This is a genomic window from Sorangium sp. So ce367 (assembly GCF_051520455.1).
Classification (GTDB): domain Bacteria; phylum Myxococcota_A; class Polyangia; order Polyangiales; family Polyangiaceae; genus Sorangium; species Sorangium cellulosum_B.
In genome coordinates, this window is record NZ_CP150334.1 from 7,271,201 (window position 1) to 7,296,291 (window position 25,091).

16 protein-coding genes are annotated in these 25,091 nt (G+C 74.9%); 6 read left to right on the forward strand and 10 right to left on the reverse strand.

Annotated features, from left to right (window positions below; translation table 11 throughout):
* Positions 1-67 precede the first annotated feature (67 nt).
* Positions 68-1,108, forward strand: a complete 1,041-nt coding sequence (locus WME97_RS27620; RefSeq protein ID WP_437541608.1) for a phosphatase domain-containing protein — start codon at positions 68-70, stop codon at positions 1,106-1,108.
* 66 nt (positions 1,109-1,174) lie between these two features.
* Here the strand turns inward: WME97_RS27620 and WME97_RS27625 are convergent, their stop codons facing one another.
* The 8 genes from WME97_RS27625 to WME97_RS27660 all read right to left on the reverse strand — a co-directional run bounded on the left by WME97_RS27625 (position 1,175) and on the right by WME97_RS27660 (position 17,053).
* Positions 1,175-2,017, reverse strand: a complete 843-nt coding sequence (locus tag WME97_RS27625; protein WP_437541609.1) for a glutathione S-transferase family protein — start codon at positions 2,015-2,017, stop codon at positions 1,175-1,177.
* A gap of 42 nt (positions 2,018-2,059) precedes the next feature.
* The gene (locus tag WME97_RS27630; protein WP_437541611.1) at positions 2,060-3,529 is read right to left on the reverse strand and encodes an alpha-amylase family glycosyl hydrolase; all 1,470 of its coding nucleotides are present in this window, start codon (positions 3,527-3,529) and stop codon (positions 2,060-2,062) included.
* A gap of 196 nt (positions 3,530-3,725) precedes the next feature.
* Positions 3,726-4,649 carry an MYXO-CTERM sorting domain-containing protein gene (locus WME97_RS27635; RefSeq protein ID WP_437541613.1) on the reverse strand — a complete coding sequence of 308 codons (924 nt, stop codon included), beginning with the start codon at positions 4,647-4,649 and terminating at the stop codon, positions 3,726-3,728.
* Between the two features lie 136 nt (positions 4,650-4,785).
* The gene (locus WME97_RS27640) at positions 4,786-5,388 is read right to left on the reverse strand and encodes a hypothetical protein (protein WP_437541615.1); all 603 of its coding nucleotides are present in this window, start codon (positions 5,386-5,388) and stop codon (positions 4,786-4,788) included.
* Positions 5,389-5,458: 70 nt separating this feature from the next.
* Positions 5,459-8,788: a hypothetical protein gene (locus WME97_RS27645; RefSeq protein WP_437541616.1), complete on the reverse strand. Its 3,330-nt coding sequence runs from the start codon at positions 8,786-8,788 to the stop codon at positions 5,459-5,461.
* A gap of 155 nt (positions 8,789-8,943) precedes the next feature.
* A complete protein-coding gene (locus WME97_RS27650; protein ID WP_437541618.1) occupies positions 8,944-12,150 on the reverse strand; it encodes a hypothetical protein in 3,207 nt (1,068 codons plus the stop codon).
* Between the two features lie 58 nt (positions 12,151-12,208).
* The gene (locus tag WME97_RS27655) at positions 12,209-13,651 is read right to left on the reverse strand and encodes a sigma 54-interacting transcriptional regulator (protein WP_437541621.1); all 1,443 of its coding nucleotides are present in this window, start codon (positions 13,649-13,651) and stop codon (positions 12,209-12,211) included.
* 162 nt (positions 13,652-13,813) lie between these two features.
* The gene (locus WME97_RS27660; protein ID WP_437541622.1) at positions 13,814-17,053 is read right to left on the reverse strand and encodes a hypothetical protein; all 3,240 of its coding nucleotides are present in this window, start codon (positions 17,051-17,053) and stop codon (positions 13,814-13,816) included.
* 194 nt (positions 17,054-17,247) lie between these two features.
* Here WME97_RS27660 and mug point away from each other — a divergent pair, with 194 nt between their 5' ends.
* Positions 17,248-17,760 (forward strand): G/U mismatch-specific DNA glycosylase, encoded by a 513-nt coding sequence (gene mug, locus WME97_RS27665; protein ID WP_437555517.1) that lies wholly within the window; start codon positions 17,248-17,250, stop codon positions 17,758-17,760.
* 195 nt (positions 17,761-17,955) lie between these two features.
* Here mug and WME97_RS27670 read toward each other — a convergent pair whose 3' ends face one another.
* The gene (locus WME97_RS27670) at positions 17,956-18,462 is read right to left on the reverse strand and encodes a hypothetical protein (RefSeq protein ID WP_437541624.1); all 507 of its coding nucleotides are present in this window, start codon (positions 18,460-18,462) and stop codon (positions 17,956-17,958) included.
* 280 nt (positions 18,463-18,742) lie between these two features.
* Here WME97_RS27670 and WME97_RS27675 point away from each other — a divergent pair, with 280 nt between their 5' ends.
* The 4 genes from WME97_RS27675 (at position 18,743) to WME97_RS27690 (ending at position 23,400) form a co-directional block, all read left to right on the forward strand.
* Positions 18,743-21,286: a PAS domain S-box protein gene (locus WME97_RS27675; protein WP_437541626.1), complete on the forward strand. Its 2,544-nt coding sequence runs from the start codon at positions 18,743-18,745 to the stop codon at positions 21,284-21,286.
* 129 nt (positions 21,287-21,415) lie between these two features.
* Positions 21,416-21,988, forward strand: a complete 573-nt coding sequence (locus tag WME97_RS27680; RefSeq protein ID WP_437541628.1) for an OmpA family protein — start codon at positions 21,416-21,418, stop codon at positions 21,986-21,988.
* 358 nt (positions 21,989-22,346) lie between these two features.
* Complete coding sequence (locus WME97_RS27685; RefSeq protein ID WP_437541630.1) at positions 22,347-22,841, forward strand: YtxH domain-containing protein; 495 nt, start codon at positions 22,347-22,349, stop codon at positions 22,839-22,841.
* A 10-nt stretch (positions 22,842-22,851) separates the two neighbouring features.
* Complete coding sequence (locus WME97_RS27690; protein WP_012237734.1) at positions 22,852-23,400, forward strand: hypothetical protein; 549 nt, start codon at positions 22,852-22,854, stop codon at positions 23,398-23,400.
* Positions 23,401-23,836: 436 nt separating this feature from the next.
* Here the strand turns inward: WME97_RS27690 and WME97_RS27695 are convergent, their stop codons facing one another.
* Positions 23,837-24,958, reverse strand: coding sequence for a CBS domain-containing protein (locus WME97_RS27695; RefSeq protein ID WP_437541632.1), 1,122 nt, complete (start codon positions 24,956-24,958; stop codon positions 23,837-23,839).
* Positions 24,959-25,091 lie beyond the last annotated feature (133 nt).

Genomic DNA, 25,091 nt, shown 5'->3' on the forward strand with positions numbered 1-25,091 from the left:
GTGAGGTGCAGACGGATGCCCCACCCCGAGGCGCGAGCCACGACCCCCTGCGCACCGAGCGACGGCCATGAGTGAGCTCGAAAATTTCTCGTTCGTGATCCCCGGCGAGCTCGCCGGCATGGCCTATCCCCACGCGCCCCAGGCGGTCGAGGAGCTCGCGGAGCTCGGCTTCCGCAGCCTGGTGTCGCTCTCGCGTCGGGCGCCACCGCCTGCGGCGGTGGGCCCGCTCATCCACCTGCATTGCCCGCTCGCCGACTTCACGCGCATCCCGAGCGCGGACCTCCTCCGCGCCGTGGCGTTCCTCGGGCGGGCGCCGCGGCCGATCGCCGTTCACGGCGAGGGCGGCGTCGGGCGCACCGGCGTCGTGCTGGCGTGCCGCCTCGTGTCGCTGGGCAGATCGGCGGCCGAGGCCATCGCCGAGGTGCGGCGCGTGCGGCCAGGATCCATCGACGACCCCGAGCTCGAGGCGTCGGTCGCGGAGTTCGAGCTGTTCTACCGGAGCGCGCACGAGCAGGCGACGCCGGCCCCCTTCAACTTCGCGCCCGCGTCGCCGCTCGACCGGATCGTCCACGGCGCGGAGCGGCCCGGCTTCGGGATGGCGAACTGGTCGGCCTCCGGGATCCGCTCGTCCGTTGTCGCGCCGCCGAGCTCGGCAGCGCACCCGGATCCGAGCGACGCGCCCGTCGAGGCGTGGCTCGCCTTCATGGCGCGGCACGGGATCCGCGAGGTGCTCTGCCTGCTCGACGAGGGAGAGCTGGCGCTCCACCGGATCCCGCTCCTCGGCCGCTACCAGCGCGAGTTCCTCCGGGTGACGCACGTGCCGCTCGACGGAGGCGCGCTCCCCTCGCCCGACGCGCTGGAGCGCGCGCTCGACGCGCTCAGGCGCGCCGAGTCCAGCGGCGCGCCCGCCGTCGTGCACTGCGCGTCCGGCGCGGGCCGCGCGGGCGTCGTGCTCGCAGCGTGGCTGCGCGCCCGGCACGGCCTCGCCCCCGAGGCGGCGATCGGCGCGGTCCGGGATCACGCGCGGCACTTCGGCGCGCACCGCGACCCGCTGAAGGCAGGGCCTGCGGCGCGGGAGCTCATCGCGGGCGTGCCGGCGCTCGCGTGAGCGCGCCGCTCGCGTGAGCGCGCCGGCCGACGCCGGCGCCGGCCCGCGGCCGGGCAGCGTCGAGCGTCACCCGCCGGCGCTTCGCCCGGGCCTCGCGCGCCGCTGCTCGCGGTACATGCGCAGGGCGAACGCGCCGGCCGGCTCGGCGCGGAGCCCTTCGACGAGCGCGCGGAGCTCGGACGGCAGCTCGGAGGGCGGCGGGAGCGGCGACGGGTGGTGCTCGGGCACGAGCAGCGGCGCGGCGAGCGCGGCGAACGTGAGATCGGCGGCCGAGAAGCGGTCGCCGACGAGGAACGGGCGCCCATCGCGCAGGCGTTCGTTCACCGCGTCGAAGACCGCGCGGATCTTGCCTCGCGAGCGCTCGGCGGCGGCGGGGTCGATGCGCATGACGCGCTCCATGACCGCTCGCGCGACCGGGTAGTAAGCGCGGAAGATGCCACGCCCGAACCACCAGGGCGGCGCCGCGCCGGCGCCCTCGAGCCCGCGGAACGACCCGCCCATCAAGGCGAACGCGCCCTCCTCGTCGGGCAGGAGGTGAAAGTACGCGACGCGGCGGGTCGCGGGGCCGAGGTCGGCGTCGAAGCGCTCCTCGAGCGCCTCGACCTCGGCGCGGCCCGCGCCGGGCTCGCGGGAACCCTGGAAGAAGAGCGCGCGCTCCGGCGGCACGAGCGTGTCGGCGTAGCGCAGGATGTCCGTCGAGTCGGCGAGCACGCCCGCCGGCGAGACGAGCACCGGGACGGAGCGGCGCCCGCCGGCCCTCAGCGAAGGGAGCGCGTGGGCGAGCGGGAGGTAGGCGTCCTCCCGGTACCGCGCGCCGGCGCGATCGAGCGCCCACCGCGCCTTCTCGCAGAAGTGGCTCCAGGGAATGGTGATGAGGCGGAGGGGCGCGCTCGCGCCAGCATCAGGCATGAGCATCTCCAAGGGCCCTGGACGACCCGGGCGCGACGCGCATCAGCGCCGGATCTCGAAGAGGTGGATGCCGTACGCGGGGAGCTCGACGCCGAGGCCGCGCGACAGATCGACGAGCTCGTCGCCGTCGCGCGGGTGCTCGTTGCCGGTCATGAGGTCGGCGAGCAGGACCTTGCGGCCAGCGATGCCGGCGATGTCGAGCGGGATGCGGCACCCGCTGCGCGACGGGGCGAAGTTGATCACCGCCACGAGGGGCGCCGCGCTCCGGGGCGCGCCGCAGGCCGGGAGCGGCTCCCACCGGTAGGCGACGAACGCGTCGGCGCCCGGCCCGCGCGCGGTGAGCGTGGCGAAGCTCCCGGTGCGCAGGATCGGGCGGCGCACGGCCGCGAGCAGCCGCTCGTGGAAGGCGAGGCAGGCCTGATCGACCGGCTCCTCGGGGGCGCGGGCGAGGTGCAATGAGGCGCGCACCGTCCGCCCCTCGAGCTGGCCGTGGTGGATGAACCGCATCCCGGGCACCGTCGCCGCGATGAACTCGGCGGCCCGGCGCCGATCCGGGGGGAGCACGGCGGCGATGCGCGGCTCGTCGTGGTGCTCGATGAAGCGGACGCTCCGCCGCTGGTAGTCGGGCGTCGCCGCGAGGTGGCCGCGGACCGACGACGCGGAGGCGTGGCTCAGCCGATCGTAAAGGCTCTTGTCGAAGGTGTAGTCGAACCCGAGCATCTGCAGGCGCCACTCGAGGTCCCAGAAGGCCTCGGCGATGAAGACGAAGCTCGGGTGGTCGCGGCGGACGGCGTCGATGGCCTCGGCCCAGAACTCGCCGGTGGCCTCGGCCTTTCGCTCCGCCGGCGGGCGCTTGGACCACGTGCGCCGGAAGACGTCGTCGAGCACCAGCATCGCCATGTCGCAGCGGACACCGTCGCACCGCGACGCGACGCTGCGGAGCGCCTCGACGGACGCGGCGCGCGTCGCCGCGAGGCGGTAGTCGAGCTGGGCCGTGTCGGGCCACGGCGGGATGTAGGGGTCGCGCCCGCTGAGCGGGGCGCCGTCGTCGCCGGCGATGAAGAGCTCGGGCTTCTCCTTCACCCAGTGGTGATCGCGCGCGACGTGGTTGGGCACGAAGTCGAGGATGACCCCGATGCCGCGCGCCGCGAGGCGCCGGCGCAGATCCGCGAGGCCGGCGTCGCCGCCGAACGCGGGGTTCACCTCGTAGCGCGCGACCGCGAACGGGGAGCCAGCCACGTCGGCCTCGGTCCAGTCCGGCAGCACGCGGTCGTACTCGGCGCGCAGGTCGGGATCCGTGAGCGAGCGGCGCGGGCCCTCCTCGCCGAGCGTCCAGACGCCCATCAGGTGCACGTAGTCGACCCCGAGCGCGGCGAGCCGGTCGAGCGCCGCGTCGGGCACGCTGGCGAGCGTCACCCTGGCCTTGGCGGCGCGCGAGAGCTCGTGGAGCCAGACACGCACGAAGATCGCGTACAGCAGGGGGTGCTGGTGGGCAGGGACTAGGGAGCTCATCGATTGGATTGGGGACGGCGGGCCCGCGAGGGAGTCGCGGACAGCGGACGTCGGCCCGGGATTGTCTGCGGGCTCGGGTGGTCCCTGCAAGCGCGATCACGATGTGCTGCTGCAGGCGCGGCCGGTCGAGACCGCGCGCAACGTCCAGCACAGAGGCTGTCTCGCTCGATCCCGGGCGCTCGCGGCGCGGGCGCTGTCAGGCGCGGCGCGCGCGGCGCTCGCCGCGCCTTCGCGCGAGCGCGGCGGCCGCGCCGAGGGCGACGAGCGGCAGGGCGAGGGGCGTCGCGGCCTCGTCGGGCGAGAGCCGGCAGCCGCAGCCGCCCTGCTTGGGCTCCACCGGCGGCGGCGCCTCGGCCGGCGGCGCGTCGTCGACGGGCGCCTCCGCCTCGGCGGTGCCCTCCGCGGGCTCGCCCTCGGGCGCCTCTTCCTTGGCGGGCTCGTCGCTCTTCTCGGCCTCGGCCTTGTCCGCCTTGTCGTCCTTCTTTTTCTTCTCGCCGCTGAAGACGATCGCGCGGCGATCGATGACGGGGTTGTCGCCCTGCAGGGTGATCTTCTGCTTCTGCCCCATCTGCACGCCGTCGCTCGCGCGCTTGATCACGAGCTCGTACTCGCCGGCCTCGAAGCCACGATCGCGCCGGAGGACGAAGTCGAACTTGGTGATCGCAAAGACCTTGCCGCTGCTGTCGGAGAAGCCGACGTCCATGCTCTCGTTGATCGACTGCTGGTTCTGGAGCGGGATGCGGACGAGGACCGGGGTCTCGGGCGACTTGTCGGTGAGCGCTCGCTCGTAGTGCACCGTCGGCGTGAACGAGAACAGCATCGGGATGTGCCCGAGGTGCGGCATCCCTCCGTAGTTCATCGTCATCTTGAGCTTCCATCGGCCGCTGTCCTCCTTGGGCGAGCGGTCGACGATGGTGACGGTGCCCGCCGCGTGCGCGGCGCTCGCGGGCAGCCACGCCCCGATCAGCGCGAGCGCGGCGGCCACCACGCGCGCGGCGAGGAAGAGGCGGCGCGCCGCGCCGGGCTGGGTCGCTGCGGGGCGGGCGTGAGGACGCTCGGCGCGCGGACGCCGCGCGCCGAGCTGAGACAGGAGACCGGTTCGAGATCGGGCGGTTCGCATACGCGGCACGCTACCAGGGATTTCGTGGAAACGAGCCGCGGACGAGAGGGCTTCCGGCGCGGACGAGAGGGCTGGCGGCGTGGACGAGAAGATCACCGCCAGCGTGGACGAGGCGACGACCGCCAGCGCGCGGGGCTCAGTCCGGGAACCAGAGCAGGGCGTCGGAGGTGGGCTTGTAACAGGCCTGGCGGCCCGCCTCCTCGTTGTCGGTGCAGCTCGCGTTCTCGAGGCAGTCGATGATCTCGTAGCGGCCGGCGGCGTTGTAGATCGTGGTGAACATCGCGCGCTGGGCCGCCTCGAGCTTGCTGAACGCGCTCTTGCACGCGGGGACGGGCACCCTCTCGCAGCGGGCCATGCGCGCGCAGCGGGACTCGATGACCGGCGCCGCCGTGGGCTCGTCCGGGTTGAGCTTGACGGCCACCTCGTCGTTGCACTCCAGGATGATCTGGCTCCGGTCCGGCGAGCTCTCGGCGGCGGCCTCCATGCGGCGCGAGAAGCAGGCCGTCATCGCGCGGAGGTACGTGGGCGACGAGGTCGGGTAGGCGGCCTTGCACGCGTTGAGGTGCTCCCAGGAGGCACCGGCGCGCTGGAGCTTGGCGAGCGCGGCGCACCACTCGGCCTGGGCGGCGATGACACCGTCGCGATCGGGGAAGTTGGTGGGCCGCTCAGAGCATGCGTTCAGCGCGAGCATCGACGCGGCCACCGCGATCGGCAGGGCCAAGGATCGAAGGGCGGGCATTGGCGGACCCTAGCACGATAGGTTCGCCGACGCGGAATCTCCGGATGCTCGCCGCCCGTCATGGCCGGTTTCACAGAAGCTCGCAGCGGAGTCTCACGCCGCCGCCACCCCCGCCGTCGCGGAGCGCGGCGGCGCCGTCGGGGCCGAAGACAACGCCGAGGTCCAGCCCGCCCCGGGCCGCGGCGCGGATCTCGATCGCCTCGACGCACAGGGCGCCGCGGCCGCCGGAGAGCAGCGCGGACGCGGGGGCGTCCCCCTCGAACAGCGGCGCCCCGTTCCTCGAAGCCACCCGCAGCGTGGCGGGCAGCTCGGCGATGAACCGGTGCGACGGTCGCGCGCCGCCGCAGCCGCCGGCGCCCATCTCCGGGAGCGACGCGAGGGTCCCGAGCGGCTCGAGCGGACCGGCCTGGCCACGGGCGACGTCGATCGGCCCCGCGACCACCTCCCCGGAAGCGACGGAGTAGCCGATGAGGGCCACGCCAGGGGCGTCGAGCCGGCGGCCCAGGGTGAGGCGGGCGCCCGCGAGCTCGGGGACACGCGCGAGCCCGAAGGCCGGGAAGGTGCCGTGCCGCACGGCGACGACGAAGCTGCGCCTCCCGGCGTCGAGGGCGAGCAGCTCGCCGCCCGGCAGCTCGACCGCGGCGGCGATCGTGCCGGCGTTGTCGAACGGCAGGAGCGCCGGGGGCTCGGCGCCCGCGCGCACGCGGAGGCCACGCCGCCCGTGCGGGCCGCTCGCGTCGAACAGCAGCAGCAGATCCGCGGGCGCCCTGGCGCCGGGCGCGAGCAGCACGGGGACGATGTCGCCGGACGCCGCGCCGAGCGAGCCGTCGCGGAGCGACAGGCGGCGCGGCGCTCCGGCGCGCGCGAACGGCAGGAGCACGCTCGCGGTGAAGGTGCCGTCGCGGAGCGCGCCCAGGGGCGAGGACGGGGCGGTCGACAGCGAGACGACAGGGGGCGCGCCGCCGGTAGGACGGGCCGTCGCGGGCCCCCCTGCCGCGGGTGTGCCCAGGGGAGCGCGGCGACCCGAGGAGGGCGGCGCCGGGGCGGCCGACGGCGGCGGGAAGGACGAGAGGTCGTCGTCGAGGCGGCAGGAGACGAGCGGCGGAGGAGCGGCGCGGAGCGCTGGGTTCACCGCAGGAGCGAAGGGCGGCGGCGCGCCGCGCGGCGAGGGCGGAGGGCCGCCCCAGCCGAGGCGGACGAGGCCGTGCTCACCCATCGCGCAGCCGATCGGGGAGCAGGCGAAGGGGGCGCCCTCGTCGAAGGGAGGCTCGAGCTGGCGCGCGGGCGGGCCCTCGGCGGGGCGCCACGAGCGGCCGCCGTCGGTCGACTCGAAGAAGGCCGGCGGGTCGTCGCCGGTGGCGGCGAGCGCGAACCGCCCGCCGACGACGACGTTCTGGACGCCGGCCGGGAGGGGAAAGACGGTGACGCCGCCGCGCGCGTCGATGCGCAGGCCGGCGATGCGGCCGCCGCGGCGGCCCGAGAGCAGCCGCTCCGCTCGACGGGCGCGCGCGGGAGAGCCCGCCTCCGGCAGCGCCTCGCGGGCGGGCGAGACGCCGCCGGCCTCCTCGGGCAGGTGCAGCCAGCCGCGCACGAGGCCGTCCTCGTCCTCCCAGAAATCGGTGTCGATGACGCGCGGCGGCGATACGGCGTCGGCGGACCCCGGGAAGATGCCGCCCACGAGCGCCGGGAAGGCGCCGCCCGCGAGCGCCGGGTCGCGATCGCGCACGCGGATCACGCGGACGCCCTCGGGCGGGCCCGCAGGACGACGTTCGCGCCCGCGCGCGGGGGGGCCGGGAGGCGATCTCCGCGGCGCGCCGTCCGCCTTCTCGCCCTCGGAGGTCCCGCGCACTTCCTCGTCAGATTCCTCGTCCTCCTCGGAGGGCCGCGGCCCCTCCGGCGCCTCGAGCACGAGCGCGGTGACGTTCCCGCGCTCGCCGACGATCCAGCGGTAGAGGCGGTCGGCGTCCTCGCCCTCGATCCGGCGCTCGACCCAGCGGCCGCCGCCGACGCGCACGCATACGCGCGCAACGCCTTCCTCTACGGGCTCGCGGCTCGCGGCGTCCCCTTGCGGCTCGTCGGGCGCCAGCCGCGCGAAGCGCCGGGGCCATGGCGCCTCGTCGTCCGTCGGGCCGGCGTCTCCCGGGCTCTCCGGAAAGTCGTGGAGCCCAGGGGGGACGCTGCCGCACCGGCCGAGGAAGGCGAGGCGGCCGCGATCGTCGCCGACGAACGCGCCTTGCGAGCTCGCGATCGGGTCGGGGCCTCGGCCGCGGGGCGGGAACGTGGCCTCCAGCCGCGGCGCGGAGAGCGTCGTCTCGAGCCGGAGCACCTGGGCGGCCTCGTGCGCGCATGCGAGCAAGACGTCGTCGCCCGACCGGAACGGCTGGCAGCGCGCAAAGCGCGGATCGAGGCTCTCGATCTCCGCCTCCGCGAGGGGCTGGGCGGTCGCCGCCGCGAACACGGCGAGGCCACCGTCGCGAGCGACGAGCAACCGGCCGCCAGGGAGGAGCGCGCCGGTGGCCGCGGCAAGCGCGACCGCCGCTGGAGCGAGCGCGCGGACCGAGGTGGTGCCGAGCGGCAGGGCACGCGCAGGCGGGAGAGAGAGCGAGGCGCTCGGCCCGGCCCGCGGCGGCGCGGGCACCCCGGGTACGAGGCCGGCGGCGCTCACGTGGAGCGTGGCGCCGCCCTGCGGACCGAGGAGCGCGACCGCCCTGCCGCCGTCCTGCTCCTCGAGGAGCGACGTGGCGAGCCCGCGCGTCTCGAGCACGTCGATCCAGGTGCCGCCCCCGTCGAGGGTGACTGAGGCGCGGCCGAGCAGGTCGAGGCGCGCCGCGCGGCGCGCGTCGACGGCCACCGCGTCGACGACGCCCGCGGCGCCGAAGCGGCGAACGGCGAGCGTGGAGGGATCGATCTCGAGGAGCCCCCGATCGCTGCGCAGGAGGATCGCGTCGAGGTACGGCCGCGCGCCGCCGGGAGCGCCGACGTCGGCGATGGGCGCGAGCTCGCCCAGGAAGTCGGCGGCGCGGTAAACGCGGCCCTCGGACCACAGGAGGAACCCGCCCCCGAGGCGCGCGGGGATCGACCGGAACCCGCGGAGCGGCTCGGCCGCGGGGGCGTCGGCGAGCACGACGCCGCCCTCGAGGCGCACGCGGCGCCCTTCGAAGAGCGCGGGCGCCGGGCCGGGCGCGGGCGCGCGTTCGTCGGCCCCGACAGCGGCGTCGAGGAGGACGCCGATGTCCTCGGTGAGCACGTAGCGCGCAGGAGAGAGCGGGAGCGGGTCGGCGAGCGCGGCGACCCGCGGCTGTGCCGGCCGCGGAGGGCGCTCCGGGGCGGCGCTGCACGCGGCGGCCAGGGAGAGCGCGAGGAGCACGCCTGCGCGGGAGGGCATCGCGGCGGCGCTCACGCGGCGCATCCTAGACCATCTGGAAATCCGCCGCAGCGTGCTGCTGGACGGTCAGACGGGCAGACGGTGCGCCGCGAACGCCGCGCCATCCGCGGCGCACCGCGCGATCCGGGGCCGCGCGGCGCGGTCGAGAGGTCCGCGAGCGCGCGCTCGGCTCAGCGCACGCCCACGACCGCCTTGCACTGCACCGGTTGCCGGCTCTCCTGGCCGAACAGGACGAGCGCGAGCGTGCCGCCGCCGGCGCCCTGCGCCGGCTCGCTCCGCCGCGCCGCCGCGGGGCCAGGCCCGCCGCGCCCGCGCCGATCGACGAGCCCGCCGTGCGCGCCGAGCGGCGCCGCGGGGGATGGTCCCGCGAAGCGCGCGATGAGCTTCTTCACGACGCCGGGCGGCTCGTAGAAGCCGAGGCCGCCGTCGTAGCGCTCGTCGCGCACGACGAGCTCCACGGCGTCGAGGCACGCGCGCTCGCGCGACCACCGGATCACCGCGACGCCTGCCGTCCCGGCCGCGGTGATCCCCGGCAGCGCGCCGGGCACGAGGCCGATCTCCGTATCGAACGACAGGACCACGCGCGCCTCTCCGCCGCGCGGCGCGCAGGCGGGGTCGCCGCCCGCGCCGAGCGCGCCGAGCGGGGCGAGGGCCTCCTCGGGCCCCAGGGTGCCGAGCACGGGGTCGACCACCGAGAGCACCGCGCCGCCGTCTCCTGCCACCGCCACGAAGACGGGCGCGCCCGCGCGCGCGCCTGCGCCGAAGGCGAAGCGCGCCCGATCCGCCCCGCTCGCGCGCGCGGTGCGCTGCACGTGGAGCTCCCGGATCGCCGGAGGCGGCCCGCCGCCCGCGGGCCGCGCGAGCGGAGCCTCGCCGCGCGCGCCGCGGAGGTCGACCGAGCTCACCGCGAGGCCGTCGTTCCGCGGGCTCAGGAACACCGCGCGATCGCCGAGATCGACGCCGATCGCGGGCTGGGGGGCGCAGCCGCCGACCGGCCGCGTGACGCCCGCGGCGTCCAGCAGGCCGGCGAGGCACGCCTCCGCCGGGCCGGCCGCGACAGGGGCCACGCGACCGTCGCGATCGATGACGAGCCCGATCGGCGCCTCGTAGGGCCGGTACGCGAGCTGGAGCAGCCCGGCGCTCGCGAGCGGGACGGTGGCGCGGTGGATCTCGGCGCGCAGGTCGAGCGGCGCGATCCACGCGAGCTCCGCGTCGGCAAACGAGGCGCCCGGCAGGCCGCCGCTGCCCGACTGGCCAGCGCTGAACGACGGCAGCGTCAGCATCCCGAGGGTGCCGAGCCGCAGCGTGCCCCCCATGCGCGAGGGCGGCGCGGCGACGGCGCCGAACCCGGACGACTCCGGCACGCGCGCGGCGTCGAGCGGCCCCGCAAAGCTGCAGGCGAGCCGCGCGAGGGGCGGCGGCGCCGGAGGCCGCGCCCTGTCGCGATCGGGCGCGAGCCGCGCAGGGGGCGGCTCTGCCAGGGCCGCGCCGGGCGGCGACGCGGCGCGGCCTCCGCCGCCGCCGCCGGAGCGCGGGGCCGACGCCCACCCGAGCCGGAGGAACGTGCCGAGGCTGCAGCCCACCGCCGAGCAGGCGTTGAGGCGCGCGGCCCCGCCGCCCGGCGGCGGCGCGACGGGCGTCCACCGCTGCCCTCGATCGATCGTCTCGAAGAGCCCGCCGTCCTCGGTCTCGGCGAGCGCGAAGGGGCCCGACGCCGCGATCGAGCGCGCGCGCGCCGGCACGGCGTGGCGGCGCAGCCGGCCGGCGGGATCGATCGTGATCGGCGCGGGATCGGCCGCGTAGCCGTGCACGGGGAGCCAGCCCTCGATCGCGCCGTCCGCGCGCGCGGCGAGCGCGCGCGAGAGCAGCTCCGCCCGCTCCTCGCCGTACGGAGGCCAGACGAGCGGCGGCTCGCCCCGCGCGAGCCGCACGACGCGCAGCGCGCCGCGCACCTCGACGCGCTCGCCGTCCGGCAGGAACGTGCCGGGGCGCGCGATGAGCGCGACCGCGCCCCCGCCGCGGCGCGGGATCCAGGCGAGGGCGTCGGTCGCGTCCGCCGCGTCGAGGCGGTGCTCGACCCAGTCTCCCGGCCCGCGCCGCACGCAGAACACCGCGCTCTGTTGCGTCGCGTCGCCGCCGAGCGCCCCTTGCGAGAGCTCGCGGAGATCGATCCGCGGCCTCGGCCGCCCCTCGCATGGCCCCACGTAACCGAGCGCCTCGCCGTCGACGCCGACGAAGCGATCGGTCTCCCGCGCCGGCTCGGGCAGGAGCTCGAACGAGCGCTCGACGCGGAGCGCGCGCGCGTCGCTGGAGAGGTCGACGACGCTCGCGCGCTCCGGACCGGCGCAGACGGCGAGCAGCGCGTCGCTCGCGCGGAACGGCGCGCACTCGCCGCTGCCCTGCGGGAGCGGCGCGACGGACGAGGCGCGGCCGGTGGCGAGATCGACGCGGCCGATGAGGCCGTCCACGGCGAGCGCGGCCCCGCCGTCGGCGAGCGGCAGGCCCGAGGCGACGGCGTCCGCGAGCTGCTCGAAGGGCGCGCGGCCGAGCCACCCGGGATCGACGCCGGCCGCCGGCGGCGCGCGCCGCGCGCGGGGCTCGCCGAGGCGACCGCTCGGCTCGACGGCGCGCTCGAGGCCGAAGGCCAGCGAGGCGACGATCTCCTCGCCGCGGACGTCGAGCGCGATCGCATCGCCGAGCTCCGCCGTGACGTCGCGGTACGACGCGCCCGCGTCCAGCGTGAGGAGCGCGCGCCCGAAGACGGTCAGGACGAGCGCGCGCCGCTCGCTGGCCGCCGCGGCCGCGACGAGGGACGGCGAGCCGAGCGGCCGCAGCGCGCCGCTCGCGCCCTGGACGACGAAGCTCCCGGCTGCGGTGAGCAGCCCGATGCCGTCGAGCCACGGGAACGCGCTGGCGACGTCGCCCGGCAGGGTCGCGAGCTTGCGGAGCTCCCCGCCGAAGCTCTCGGCGGCGTAGATGTCGCCGCCGCTCCAGAACAGGTAGCGCGCGGCGCGCGTGACGCGCGTGACGCCGACAACGCGCGCGCCGGGTTGGACCCACGCGGGGAACGCCGCGCCGCCGGCGAGCACCACGCCGTCCGCGCCCAGCGGCTCGAGCCGATCGACGCCGTGCAGCTCGGCGCGCTGGCCGTTGACGATCGCCCTGTCGACCTCCCGGCCGTCGATGACCACGCGTTCGACAAGGCCGAAATAGGGCTGCGCGACGTACCGGGCCGGGCCGAGCGCGACGGTCGAGGGGGCGCGGGGAGGCGGATCGAGCGCGCCGTGCGGCGCGACCGAGGGCTCGGCCGCGCCGCACGCCGCGAGCGCGAGCGCGAGCGCGGCGAGGAGAGGAGCCACGACATCTTCGGCGGTCATGCGGGTGCGGCCTCGGCGGGCGCGAGTGTAGCCGCTCTGCGCGGCGCCGAGCGCGATGCTACCCGCGAAACGTGTCGGCCTTGAGGTTGTACCGCCTCATCCAGCGGTGCACCTGCACGCGATCCCTCCCCAGCACGCGCGCCACGGCGGCGACGTTCCCCTGGTGCCTCGCCAGGAGCTCCCGGAGCACGCTCTCCTCCGGGGCGGTCCTCGGCGGCAGCGGCCCGCCCGGCGCGGACGCTCCGTCCTCCGAGGGCTCCTCGTCGTACTGCGGGTAGACCGTGGCGCGGGAGTCCTCCGCGAGCGGGCTCGCGAGGGCGGCGCCCCGGGCCCCGTACGTCTTCATCCGATCGCGGATGCTGTCGCTGAGATCCTGGATGCCGAACTCGGCGCCGCGATCCGCGGCGGCCCAGCGCTTCAGGAGCGCCTCGAGCTCCCGCACGTTGTAGGGGAAATCGTGGTGGAGCAGGGCCGCCATGGAGACCATGCTGGGCCGGATCTCGGACCGACCGTGGCGCGCCGCGAGCGCGGTGCAGAGCAAGAACATGTCTTCCTTGCGTTCGCGGAGGGGGGGCAGGGTCACGCTGTGCTCGTTCAGACGACCGAACAGATCGGCGCGGAAGGCGCCCGTCTGCTGGAGCTTGTCGAGATCGCGGTGCGTGGCGGCGACGATCCGCACGTCGATCCGCTCGGCCTGCGTCGCGCCGAGCGGCGTGAACTCCTTCGACTGGATCACCCGGAGGAGCTTCGCCTGGGCTTCCACCGGCATGTCCCCGATCTCGTCGAGGAAGAGCGTGCCCTCGTGGGCCGCGCGGAGGATGCCCGCCCTGTCGCGGTCGGCGCCCGAGAACGCGCCGCGCCGGTGCCCGAAGAGCTCCCCCTCGACGAGGGCTGCGGGGATGGCGGCGCAGTTGACGGCCAGGAACGGGCCGCGCCGGCCGCTCCAGTCGTGGAGCTGCTGGGCGAAGATCTCCTTTCCCGTCCCGCTCTCACCGCGGATCAGCACCGAGAGCTCGCTGCGCGCGATCTCGTGCAGGCTGCGGGCGAGGCTCCGGGTCTGGTAGCCGCCCACGATCCGCCCCATCGAGAAGCTCGGCGGCCCCTCCTGCGAGCCCGGCGGCTCGACGTAGGCGCCGTCGATGCGGTAGCGGGCGTAGCTCTCGACGTCGCGCTCGACGAACTTGAAGATGGCGTCGCCGACCCGGACCTGATCGAGGTGCGCGATGGACGCCTCCGTGACGAACTCGCCGTTGCAGAGCGTGCCGTTGCGGCCGCCGAGGTCGGTCAGCCGCCAGACGCCGCCCCGCCGCTCGATCCGGGCATGATGGCGCGAAGCGCTCCGCGTCGGCACGGACACATCCGCGGTCGGATCGCGGCCGAGGACCGAGCCTTGCTCGAGCACGGGGTACGCAGGACGGAATTGCTCGTAGTTGTCGGCGTAGAGCAACACGAGCCCCGCCCCGGCGCTGGTCTGCCGAGAGAACGGAGCACGAAATTGCATTGACGCTGTACTATCGAAGTCCTTCGACCGTTCTGTCCCGTCGCCGTGCATTGGGAATGGTGATGGTACCAACCTATCCGTCCGCCTGGCGCATCATTCGTCCGAGCCGATCGTGCTCGCGGAGGGGTCTGCGGAGGGGCTGACCCACATCCACGCCGCGCCTCAGCCGTCCTCGGGCCGCGCGCCCACGGAGCACACGAGGCGCTGCGTCGTCGCCTGCGCTCGCAGCACACCTTGTCCTGCGCCGGCGCCGCTCCCCTGCCCCCGCGCGGCAATCCACCGCGCGATCAGCGCCGCGCCCTCCGCGCGCTCACCGCGCCGCCTCGAGTCGGAGGCCGCGAGGTGCAGCGCTTCGAGGCAGACGCGCTCGCGCCCCCAGCGCACCTGCGCGAGGCCCTGGTTCCCGAGCGCGATCGCGGGCAGCGCCCTCCTGTCGAGGCGCAGCGCGCGCTCCGGATCGAGCGCCACGAGCGCGCGCCACGCGCCCCGCTGGGCGCGGCAGCGCGCGTCGCTGGCGGCGGTCAGCGTCGCCCAGGGCGCGAGCGCGACCACCTCGCCCGCGGTCCCCCCCATGCGGTCCAGCACCGCCGCGCCCGCGATCTCGAGGGCCGAGCCGTCGAGCACCAGCACGCCGGCCTCCCCATCGTCGCGCCACGCGAGGGTCATCGGCCGGCCCCGGAGCTCCTCGCGGTCGAGCGCCACGAGGCGCGCAGGCCGCCGGGGCTCCGGCGTGTGCTCCTCGACGGCCACGCGGCGCCGGAGCTCGCCGAGCACGAGCGCGCGGCCAGGACCGAGCAGGAGACCCGGGGCCCGCCCCGGCGCGGTGCCCTCGTAACCTCGGCGCGGCTCGAACGCCGGGAGCGCCCGCGCGCCCTGCGGGCCGAGCAGCAGCTCGCCCGCCTCGGCGAGGACGAGCAGCCCGACCTCGCCGCTCGCAGCGAGCAGCGGCATCGACGCGCTGCGCTTCCCGCCGTGCCCGCCGCTCGGCGCGAGCCCGGTCGCGTTCAGCCGCAGCGCCTCGCCGCGCAGATCGAACGGCGGGAGGTAGAGCACGCTGTGCGTCCGGAGCGCCGCGCCCTTCGGACCTCTCTTTCCCGGCGCCGCGCCGCCCTTGCCCGACGCCGCGACGTTGGGCGGCGCCTCCTCGGGCGCGGCGTCCTCGGCGGGCGGCGCCTCCTCGGCGGGCTGGGCGGCACGCCCAAGCGGCGGCGCGTCGGCGACGACATCGAGCGTCTCGCCATACGACGTCGGCACGGTCCATCGCTCCGAGCCAGCCTCGGGCGCGGCGCGCGGGCGCAGCGCCGGCAGCTCGATCGGCGCACAGGAGAGCGACGGCAGCGCCGCCGGTTGCTCGTCGATCCGACCGACGCCGCCCGTGCAAGCCGCCGCGTCCGCCCCGGCGGCGCCCGCGCGGCTGGCCTCCGCGGCCCCGCAGCCGGGGCCCGGCGCGGCGGCGATGGTCGGCGACGGCTCGCCCGCGCCCCAGCCGAGCCGCACCACGCCGCTCAACGCACAGCCGAGCGCGGAGCACCCGCCCTGGAACGACGGCGGCGGCACCGGCGAGCGCCCGGCGGCGCGCCACGTGCGGCCGTGATCGAGCGTCTCGTAGAGCTCCGCGCCCGCCGTGACGAGCACGCCGTGGTCGCCGGTCACCACCATCCCCGCCGGATCCGGCGGCAGGGCGTGCGGCGAGACCGTCCCGTCGTCCGCGATCGTGACGCCCAGGCTCGCCTGCCCGATGGGATCGGGCCACTCGACCGACGACAGCCACCCGTCGACCCCGCCGTCCTCGCGCGCGCGGAAGCGCCTGTCGACGAGCGCCCGTGCCCCGTCGCGCGGGGGCGGCGTCCAGTACCAGCCGGCGAGGTGCCCGCGGAGCTGCACGACCCGCACGCCCCCCTCGTCGCGGCCCCGCGGCGCCCCGGCGGGCGCTGGCAGGCGCGCGTCGCGCTCGCCCCTCAGCAGCGCGATCGCGCTCCCGTCGCGGCGCGGCGCCCAGCCGACCAGCGTCTGCGACTCGCCGAGCTCGACCGCATGCTCGACCCAGTCGTCCGGGCCGCGCCGCACGCAGATCCTCGGGTGGATCACGACCTCGCCGTAGCGGCGCTCTCGCTCCTCGTCGCTGGCGACCCGCGGCGACGCCGCGCAGCCGCCGACGTAGCCGAGCGCGCCGCCGTCGTCGGCCACGAAGAACCCCTCGTCGCTGAAGGCGCGCTCCATCCGCGGCGCCTCGCCGCGCTCGGAGCGCAGGACGTAGCTGCCGTAGTTGTCGTAATCGTCCCACACGCAGAGGAAGAGCGGCCCGCCCCTCGCGGGCACCGGCGCGCAGCCCAGCCCGTCCGGGAGCCAGCCGGAGAACCGCTCGCGCACCGCGCCCGTGCTCACGTCGATCCGCGCGACGCCGCCCTCGAACACCCCGAGCGCGGTCCCGTCGGGCAAGAGCGCGCCCGCGGAGACGACCGCCGCGAGCGGCGCGAGATCGTCGAGGACGGGGGCGTCGCGCGAGGCGGCCTGGGCGCCCGCGAAGAGCAGCTGGAACGACCCGCTCGGCTGCCAGATCGCGCGGGGATCGCCGTCGGGCCGGCCGAGCGATCCGTCCGGGAGGACGGGCACGCGCCCGAGCGGCGTGTCGAGCGAGAGCGCGGCCGGAGCGACGCTCACGCGCACGGCGAGCCCGAGCCGCTGGCCGACATCGATCCACGTCCTGCCGCCGTCCGCCGTCGTCGCGGCGCGGCCGAAGACGTCGAGGCGCGCCGCGCGCGCGGCGTCCAGCGCGGCCAGATCGTGGATGGCCGGCGTGTCGAGCGCCCGGCCCCGATCCTCGCCCGGAAGGAGCTCCCGCGGCCCCTGCTCCGTGAAGACCACGACGCCTCGCAGGCCATTGCGGGCGCCCCGCACCGTGCCGCCGCCGCCGAGCGCCACCTCCGCGAGCGGCCCCGTGAAGCCGCGCGAGCGGAACGCCCTGCGCCGGGTCCAGTGCAGGAAGCCCCCGCCGAGGTGGGGCGCGATCGCGAGCGATCCGACGACGGGCTCGCCGGACGCCCACAGATCGGCCTCCCAGGCGGCCGCGGCGACGCGGCCGTCTCCGCCGAGCTCGAGCCGCGCGCCCTCCGTGACGACGCGCGCCGCGACGGCCGCGGCCGGTCCGTCGTGCGTTGCCCGGAACACGCCCTCGGAGAGCGCCTGGAAATAGCGCGCCCCCGCCGGGGCAGCGCTGGCGGAGCCGGCCGCGCCCGACGCACGCGCGGCCCGGGCAGCCCCCGCGCCGCTCGCCGGGCTCGGCTCGGGCGTACGCGCGCAGGCGGCCGCGAGGAGAGCCGAGATCAGACCGAGCGAGCGCACCAGCATCCGGGGAAAGCACGACGGTATCCGTTGCCGCGCCCCCGTCCAGCGTCGATCCACGTCCTCACCCCCGTCGGCCGCGCCCGTCGTCCCCGGCGCCCGCGCTCCTCGCCCTCGGCGCCCGCGCTCCTTCGCGCGGCGGCGTCGTAAGCTGCAGCCACGGCGCCCTGCGCCTGCCCGGAAAGCCTGTGCACTCCCCTCCCCGACCCCGACGACCCACCCGCGACGAGCTCCTCGCCGCCGCCGGCAAGACGGTGCCGGACGTCATCGCCCCCGACCTCGACGTCCTCTTCTGCGGCATCAACCCGGGCCTCTACACCGCCGCCGTCGGGCACAACTTCGCCCGCCCCGGCAACCGGTTCTGGCCGGCGCTGCACGCCGGCGGATTCACCGATCGCGTGCTCTCCCCGTCCGAGGAGCGCGAGCTGCTCGAGCTGGGGTACGGGATCACCAACGTTGTCGAGCGCGCGACCGCGTCGGCGGACGAGCTGTCCGCCGAGGAGCTCGCCGCGGGCGGGCGGCGGCTCGAGACCACGGTGCGGCGCTACCGCCCTCGCTTCCTCGCCGTGCTCGGGATCGGCGCCTATCGAGGCGCCTTCGGCAGGCCCCGCGCCGTGCCCGGCCCCCAGACAGAGACGCTCGGCGCAACGCGGCTCTGGGTGCTGCCGAACCCCAGCGGGCTCAACGCCAGCTACCAGCCGGACAGGCTCGCGGCGATGTTCCGCGCCCTCCACGAGGCGGTCACGTCGGCCCGGGCCTCGCGGTGAGCGGCGGACGCGCGCCGACGCCGATCCCCCGAGAGGAAGGTCCAGCCCACCGCCGCCCCGCGCGACATTCGTCCTGCGCCGACTCGGCTCCTCCGCTTCAGGCCAGCTCAGCAGCGGATACGGCGGACACGGTGGACAGGACGGACAGACAGGCGGCCTCCTGGCGCGCACCCGCGGCGTGACTCGCCGCCGCGCCTACTCGGGCAGCGCGCTCGCCTCCTCCTGAGGCACCTTCGCGCGCGCGCGGCGGGCCTCTTCCCGGACGGCCGCGAGGCCGGGCGGCCCCTCGGGCGATCGCCCTCCGCGGTTGGTCACCGCGGCGAGCCACGCGAGCGGCGAGTCGGGCGCGCTCTGCGCGACGAGCAAGACGGCGCGGGACGCATAACGCGAACAGCCGTCCTCGCACACGGGCAGGACGAGGCGGAGCCCTCCGCCCCCACCTCGCCCCATGAGAGGCGCCACGCGGAGCTCCGACGGAGGCGGCGACAGCACGGCCATCACCGCGCGCGCCATCAGATCGACGAACGTCGCTCCGGACATCGCAGGCGGCTCGGAGGTCGGCATCCCCGCGACGTCCGCCGCGTCGAGCCGGCTCGACGGGAGCGCGAAGAGCCCCGCTCCGTCGTCCGCCGCCGCCGGCGACGGCAGCAGCGCGCCCGCGAGCGCTCCCACGAATGAAGCCAGCTTGAGTCCGAATCGCATACGCGCTCCCTCTGCGGCACGTCCAGCAGGCCCCATGCCAGCCGCGCGCTGCCGGCCGCGGCGTCGCGGCGCCGCATCCACGACGGTCCGCTCCGTTCGGCGCGCGTGACGGATCGCCACAGCGTGGCGCGCGGAGCCCGATCCAGCGCGGCCTCGTCGCTGCGCGCTGGAGGCGCCGCGGCGAGCCGGAGATGCCCGCTTCGAGCAGGAGAATGGCCCTCGCCGCGCGAGCGCCGCTTTCGCTTGCCAGAAGGTCCGGGCGCCGTTAACCGTCTTCGTCATGCCCGACCGAAAGCCAGGGCTGAGCCCGCTTCAGGTGAAGTCCTCGGTCCAGCCGGGCGCTCCCCTCCCCTCCGCTCCGTCCGAGCCGGTGGCGAGCATCCTGCTCGTCGACGATCACCGCGCGAACCTCCTCGCCCTCGAGGCCGTGCTCGATCCGCTGCGCCAGCGGCTCGTCACCGCGCAATCCGGCGAGGAGGCGCTGGAACACCTCAACCGCGAGGAGTTCGCGCTGATCCTCATGGACGTGAAGATGCGCGGAATCGACGGCTTCGAGACGGCCGCCCGCGTGAGGGGGCTCGATCGGGCGAGGCACACGCCGATTATCTTCATCTCGGGGCTGCCGGAGGACGAGGACCGACGGTATCGCGGCTACCGCGAGGGCGCGGTCGACTACGTACTCAAGCCGTTCAATCCCGACATCCTCCGCGCCAAGGTGGCGGTCTTCGTCGAGCTGCACCGGAGGGCCGAGCAGATCAAGCGGCAGGAGGCCGCGCTCCGCCAGCTGGAGCGCCAAGCGAGCGACGAGGTGTTCCGGCGCATCATGGACACCAGCATGATGGGCCTGCTCTTCAGCGACTACGAGGGGCGCGTCATCGAGGCGAACGACTGCTTCCTCTCGATGATCGGCTACACCCGCGAGGACCTGAAGGCGGGGCTGCTCAGCTGGCAGGAGCTCTCCCCGCCGGAGTACGAGCATGTCCACCACGACGCGGTCAACGAGCTGAGCCTCCACGGCGTCACGAGGCAGTTCGAGAAGGAGTACATCCGCAAGGACGGCAAGCGCGTGGCGGTCCTCGTCGGGTCCGCCCGCATCGAGACGCAGCGGCGCAACCTCACCTACGTGCTCGACATCAGCGAGCGCAAGCGCGCCGAGGCCAACGTCAGCCTCCTCGCCGGCGCGGGCGAGATCCTCTCGTCCTCGCTCGATTTCCGCGAGACGCTCGGGCAGCTCGCCCGGCTCGTCGTCCCGCTGCTCGCCGACTGGTGCGCCGTGGACATCCAGGGCCAGGACGGCGCGATCCAGCGCGTCGCCGTCCAGCACACCGATCCCCAGAAGGTGGAGCTCGTCCGCCAGATCGAGCAGAGCTATCCTGTCGATCCTGCGGCGAGCCGCGGTGTGCCGAAGGTGCTCCGGACGGGCGAGGTCGAGTGGGCCTCCGAGATCCCGGACTCCCTGCTCGTCGAGAACGCGCGGGACGAGCAGCACCTCCGGATGGCGCGCGAGCTCGGCCTCCGGTCGTACCTCGTCGTGCCGCTGGCGGCGCGCGGCCGCGTCCTCGGCGCGATCACGCTCGCGCACGCCGAGTCGGGCCGGCACTACACGAAGGTCGACGTGCAGTTCGCCGAGGAGCTCGCCCGGCGCGCCGCCCTCAGCGTCGACAACGCCCTCCTCTTCGAGCGCGAGGTCACCGTGCGCAAGGAGGTCGAGACCCTCGCGGAGGAGCTGAAGCACAGCGAGGCGCAGTTCCGGCTGCTCGCCGAGACGATGCCGCAGCTCGTGTGGACGAACCGCCCGGACGGCCACCACGAGTACTTCAACGGGCGCTGGTACGACTACACGGGGCTCACCGCGGGGGACACCGGCGGCGAGGGCTGGAGCCGGATCATCCACGCCGACGAGCACGAGCGGGCGCTCGAGGCCTTCCGGGAGGCGCTCCGCACGGGCGAGCCGTACGAGAGCCAGTGCCGGCTCCGGCGCGCGGACGGCGTGTACCGCTGGTTCATCGGCCGGGCGGTCGCCGCGCGCGACGGGTCGGGCCGCATCGTCCGCTGGTTCGGCACGTACACGGACATCGACGATCAGAAGCGCGCCGAGGAGGAGAGGCAGCGGCTCGTCCAGGCGCTGGAGCGCAGCAACAAGGAGCTCGATCAGTTCGCGTACGTCACCAGCCACGACCTCAAGGCGCCGCTCCGGGGCATCGCCAACCTCTCGCAGTGGATCGAGGAGGACCTGAACGACAAGATGACGGCCGAGAGCCGCAAGCAGCTCGATCTGCTGCGCGGGCGCGTCCACCGGCTCGAGAACCTCATCGACGGGATCCTGAGCTACTCGCGGGCGGGCCGCGCCCGCGAGAAGCCCGAGGCGATCGACGTCGGCAAGCTCCTCCGGGAGATCATCGAGCTGCTCGCGCCCCCGCCGGAGACGCTCGTGGAGATCGCCCCCGACATGCCCGTCCTCGTCACGGAGCGCGCGCCGCTCCAGCAGACGTTCCTGAACCTGATCGGCAACGCGCTGAAGCACGCCGGGGGCACCAATCCGGAGGTCCGGATCAGCGCGCGCGACGCCGGGCCGTTCTGGGAGTTCTCGGTCTCCGACAACGGGGCGGGCATCGCGCCCGAGTACCACGACCGCATCTGGGGCATCTTTCAGACGCTGAAGGCGCGTGACAAGGTCGAGGGCACCGGCATTGGCCTGTCGGTCGTGCAGAAGATCGTCCAGAACAAGGGCGGGCGCGCCTGGGTCGAGTCCGCCGTCGGCGCCGGCGCCACCTTCCGGTTCACCTGGCCCAAGCTCGAGGCCAGAGAGCCTTCATCCCCCTGACGAGCCCGCCTCGAGCGCGGGGCGTGGCGCGCGGCGACACGCCTCGATCGCCGGACAGGCACGGAGCTTGAACAACCTCCTCGGAACACGAGGCGGCTCATCGCGGCCGACCTCGAAAGGAGGGTTCTCATGCTGTCGATGTCCAACCTGCCCAGGCTCTGCCTGGGCGCGCTTGCGCTCTCGCTGTTCACCGCGTGCGCCGCAGCACCTCCCCCGGAGCAGGCTCGGCCTGAGCCGAGGTTGCCGAACCCGGGCCCGGATGGAGTCTACAAGGTCGAATGGCCCGATCTCAGGGAAGGAGAAGATCGGTTCATCGGCCTCACCCTCGGGGCCGACATCGCCGATGTCTGCCGCCTTCCCAAGACGAGCTTCGCCTTCGACTCCTCCGAGCCGCTCCCGCAGGAGCACGCGGAGCTCCGGGCGCTCGTCGACTGCCTGCTCTCATCGAGCCTGAAGGGCGCGAGGATAGAGCTCGTCGGCCGCGCCGATCCGCGCGGCACCCAGGCGTACAACCAGGATCTCTCGCTCCGCCGCGCCGCGCGGGTGAAGGAGATCCTCGTGAAGGAGGGCATCCCCGCGGATCACATCACGACGCGCGCGACCGGCGCCGCCGGGGCGGTCGGAGCTCAACCGATGTACTCCTATGGCTATGATCGCAGGGTCGACGTCGCGCTGATCGGCGTCGCCCATGCCCCCCGGTGACGCGCGCGCTCGCCCGCCCGCCCGCTCGGCGGACGCGGCTCGGAGCCCTGCCGGAGCGGCGCTGCAGCTGGCTCTCTCCCTCTCGGCAGGGCGGCACTTCTCCTCCAATCCCACCTCTTCCGTTGGCGACGGCGCCGCGCGCCGCGGCCCTTGGTTCACCGGCGCGTGAGTCACAGCGCGTGTTGCGCCCGAGGCGCGTCACGACAGCTGTGGCGTTTCGTCACGCAAGCGCCACGGCGGCGCTCCGCGGCCCCGGGGACAGGCGCTCCGGGCGCAAGCTCTCGGTTGGTCCGGGCCCTGCAATGGTTTCCCGACACGAACCGGCGGATGTCGTGTCCGTCACGAGGAGACAAGAGCCATGACGAACCGAATGAACAACGCGGTGGGGACTGCGAAGGGTGTGGTTGAGTCGGCGGCGACCGGCGCGGGCGTCGCCGCGACGGCGGCCAGGACGACGGCGTTCGACGTCGCGAAGGCGGTCGCCGGCGTCGCCGCCACGGTCGGGGCGCTCGGCTTCGACGACGTGCTCGGCTGGGTCGGGCTGTCGCGCAAGCGGAGCCCGCTCACGGCGCTCGGCCTCTTCGGCGCCGGCCTCGCGGTGGGCGCGGGCGTGGCCCTGCTGCTCTCGCCGACGTCGGGCGAGGCGCTGCGCCGCGAGCTCCTGACCCGCCTCGACGGGCTGAAGCGCCAGGCGACGCAGGCCGAGCGCAAGGTCCAGGACAAGGTCGGCAGCGCGGTCGACGCGGTGAAGGGCGCGGTCGCGCCGTCCGACGCGAGCTCTGCGAACTCGCATTACGGCATCGAGGGAGCTGGGTTGTCCCACGGCGGCGAGAGCGGCCATCACCTGAGCTGAGGCGCTGGCTGTGTGGCTCGAAGCCATCATCACGCGGGAGGATCTCGCGCAGATCCTGGGCGAGTTCCTCCCGGTGAAGATCCACCTGGACGACGACGAGACGACCGATCGCTGGCTGTACCTGGGCAAGGCGACCGAGATTGCCCTGGCCGATGACCTGGGCTTGCGGGTCACCTGCCCGGCGGAGCTCCAGTGGTCCATCGCGGGCGTCAACCCCACCATCCGGCTCGATGAGCTCAAGGTGCTGATTTGCCCCGAGATCATCGAGAGGAACAAGGGGAGTGTCCTGGCGTTCAACGTCGAGCTCGAGGAGGCGGACATCCGCGGCATCCCCTCGATCCTCGACCACACCGTCATGAAGGCGGTCAACGCGGCGCTCGCGAACAAGCGGCCTGAGTGGAACTTCACGAAGACGCTCACGCACACCGTGGGGCTCCCCTCCAACCTCGATCCGATCGAGGGGCTGCACATCGGGGTCGCCTGGGGCAAGCGCCGCATCAGTCAGGACGCGCTCGTGCTCGTGGTCTCCTTCAAGCTCAATTTCGTTCGAGGCGATTGAGCTTCGCGGTTCCCGACAAGCGCCCCGCCCCCCTCTCCGGGTTGGCGGGGCGCTTCGCTCGAGCGTCGTTGGGTCCGGAACCACGCTACGGAAACGGCGAGAAGTTGAGACGCCAGAAGACGCCAAGAGACGCCAGAAGACGCCAAAATTTTATTGTTTTCTTGGCGTCTCTTGGCGTCTTCTGGCGTCCTCGGCTTTCTCTGGTTTCCAAGCTGTTCGGTGCCCTAGGCGTTAACCAACGCTCGTTCCGTCACGCTCAGGGCACCAACCCCGCCCCCCTCTACCCCATCATCGGTCACCAGCGCAAACGTGAACGTGAACGCGGTCGTGGTCGTGGTCGTCAACGATAAGCCGTGAACGACCACGACCACGTAAACGACCACGACCACGTAAACGTTCGGAGGTGGGAGGACGCGGCGCGAATTGGTTAACGCGGTTATGCCGAGCCGACCTGAGGAGCCAGGTGGATCCTCCCGAGCCGACCCCCGCCCCCGCGCGTGAGCGCGCCCGCGATGTCCGAGTGCTTGACGAGCCCGAGGTAGCTCTCTCCGTCGAAGACGGCGACCACCGGCGTGTTCTTCTCGATCATCTGCCGCCCCACCTCGTCGAGCGACACGTCCGCCGCCACCCGGGGCACGTCGCAGCGCATGATCCATGCGACGAACGACCCCTCCCGGCCGGCGGCCAGCGCGCGCATGACGTCCGTGCGCGTCACGACCCCGATCACGCGGTCCTCGTAGACGACCGGGAAGTCCGGCTCCTGGCTCGCGAGGATCCGCGGCGCGGCGTCGCCCACGAGCTCGCCAGGCCACAGCTGGACCGCCCTGCCCTCGCTCGGAGGCTCTTCGGGCGGCGCCGCGGGCGCCATCACCGCCTGCGCCGCGCTCCACTCCCGCCGCGCCTCCACGAAGAGGAGCGCCGACAGCGCAGCCACGACGAGCTGACCGCCGAACAGGCCCATGAAGAACAGCACCGCCGCCGCCGCTTGCCCGAGCGCAGCCGTCATCGACGTCGCGAGCCAGGCGCCGGTGAGCGGCGAGAGCGCCTCGCGCAGCGCGCGCCCCCCCTCGAGCGGCAACGCCGGCAGCAGGCCGAGCAGGGCGATCCCCAGGTTCGCGCTGGCGATCCACACGCTCGCGGCCTCGCGCGAGGGCGCTTCGGCGGCCTGAAGGACCGAGATCCACCCGAGCTCGCCCACCCCGTGCTGGGCCTCGACGGCCAGAACGAAGAGCACCGCAAAGGCCACGTTCGCCGCGAGGCCGAGCGCGCGGCCCTGCGCCCGTCCCACAGCAGGACGCGAGCGGCTGACGATCGGGCCGAGCGGCGAGAGCAGGATCTCCCGCAGCCTCAGCCCGAGCTGCCTCGCCACGATCCCACGCACGAGCGCCTGCAGCGCCACGCACCCGAGCAGCGCCGCGCCCAGCGCGCAGCCGAAGAGCGCGCCGCTCCAGCCGTGCCGCGCCCACTGGAGCGCCCCGATCGGGAGCAGCAGGCCGAACGCCGCATGCGCAAATACATCAACACCGCCGAGCCGCGTGATCCTGATGACCGACTTCATGGTGTCTTGCTCCTGGGTTCCCGCAGGCACCTGCACATGGCGCGAGGCGCAGTTCCGACGTGCCACTGCCTCCTCCCCGGGGCGTGGCGAACACCTCGTCGCGCGATCGACCGCTCGGCTGACGGGCACTTGT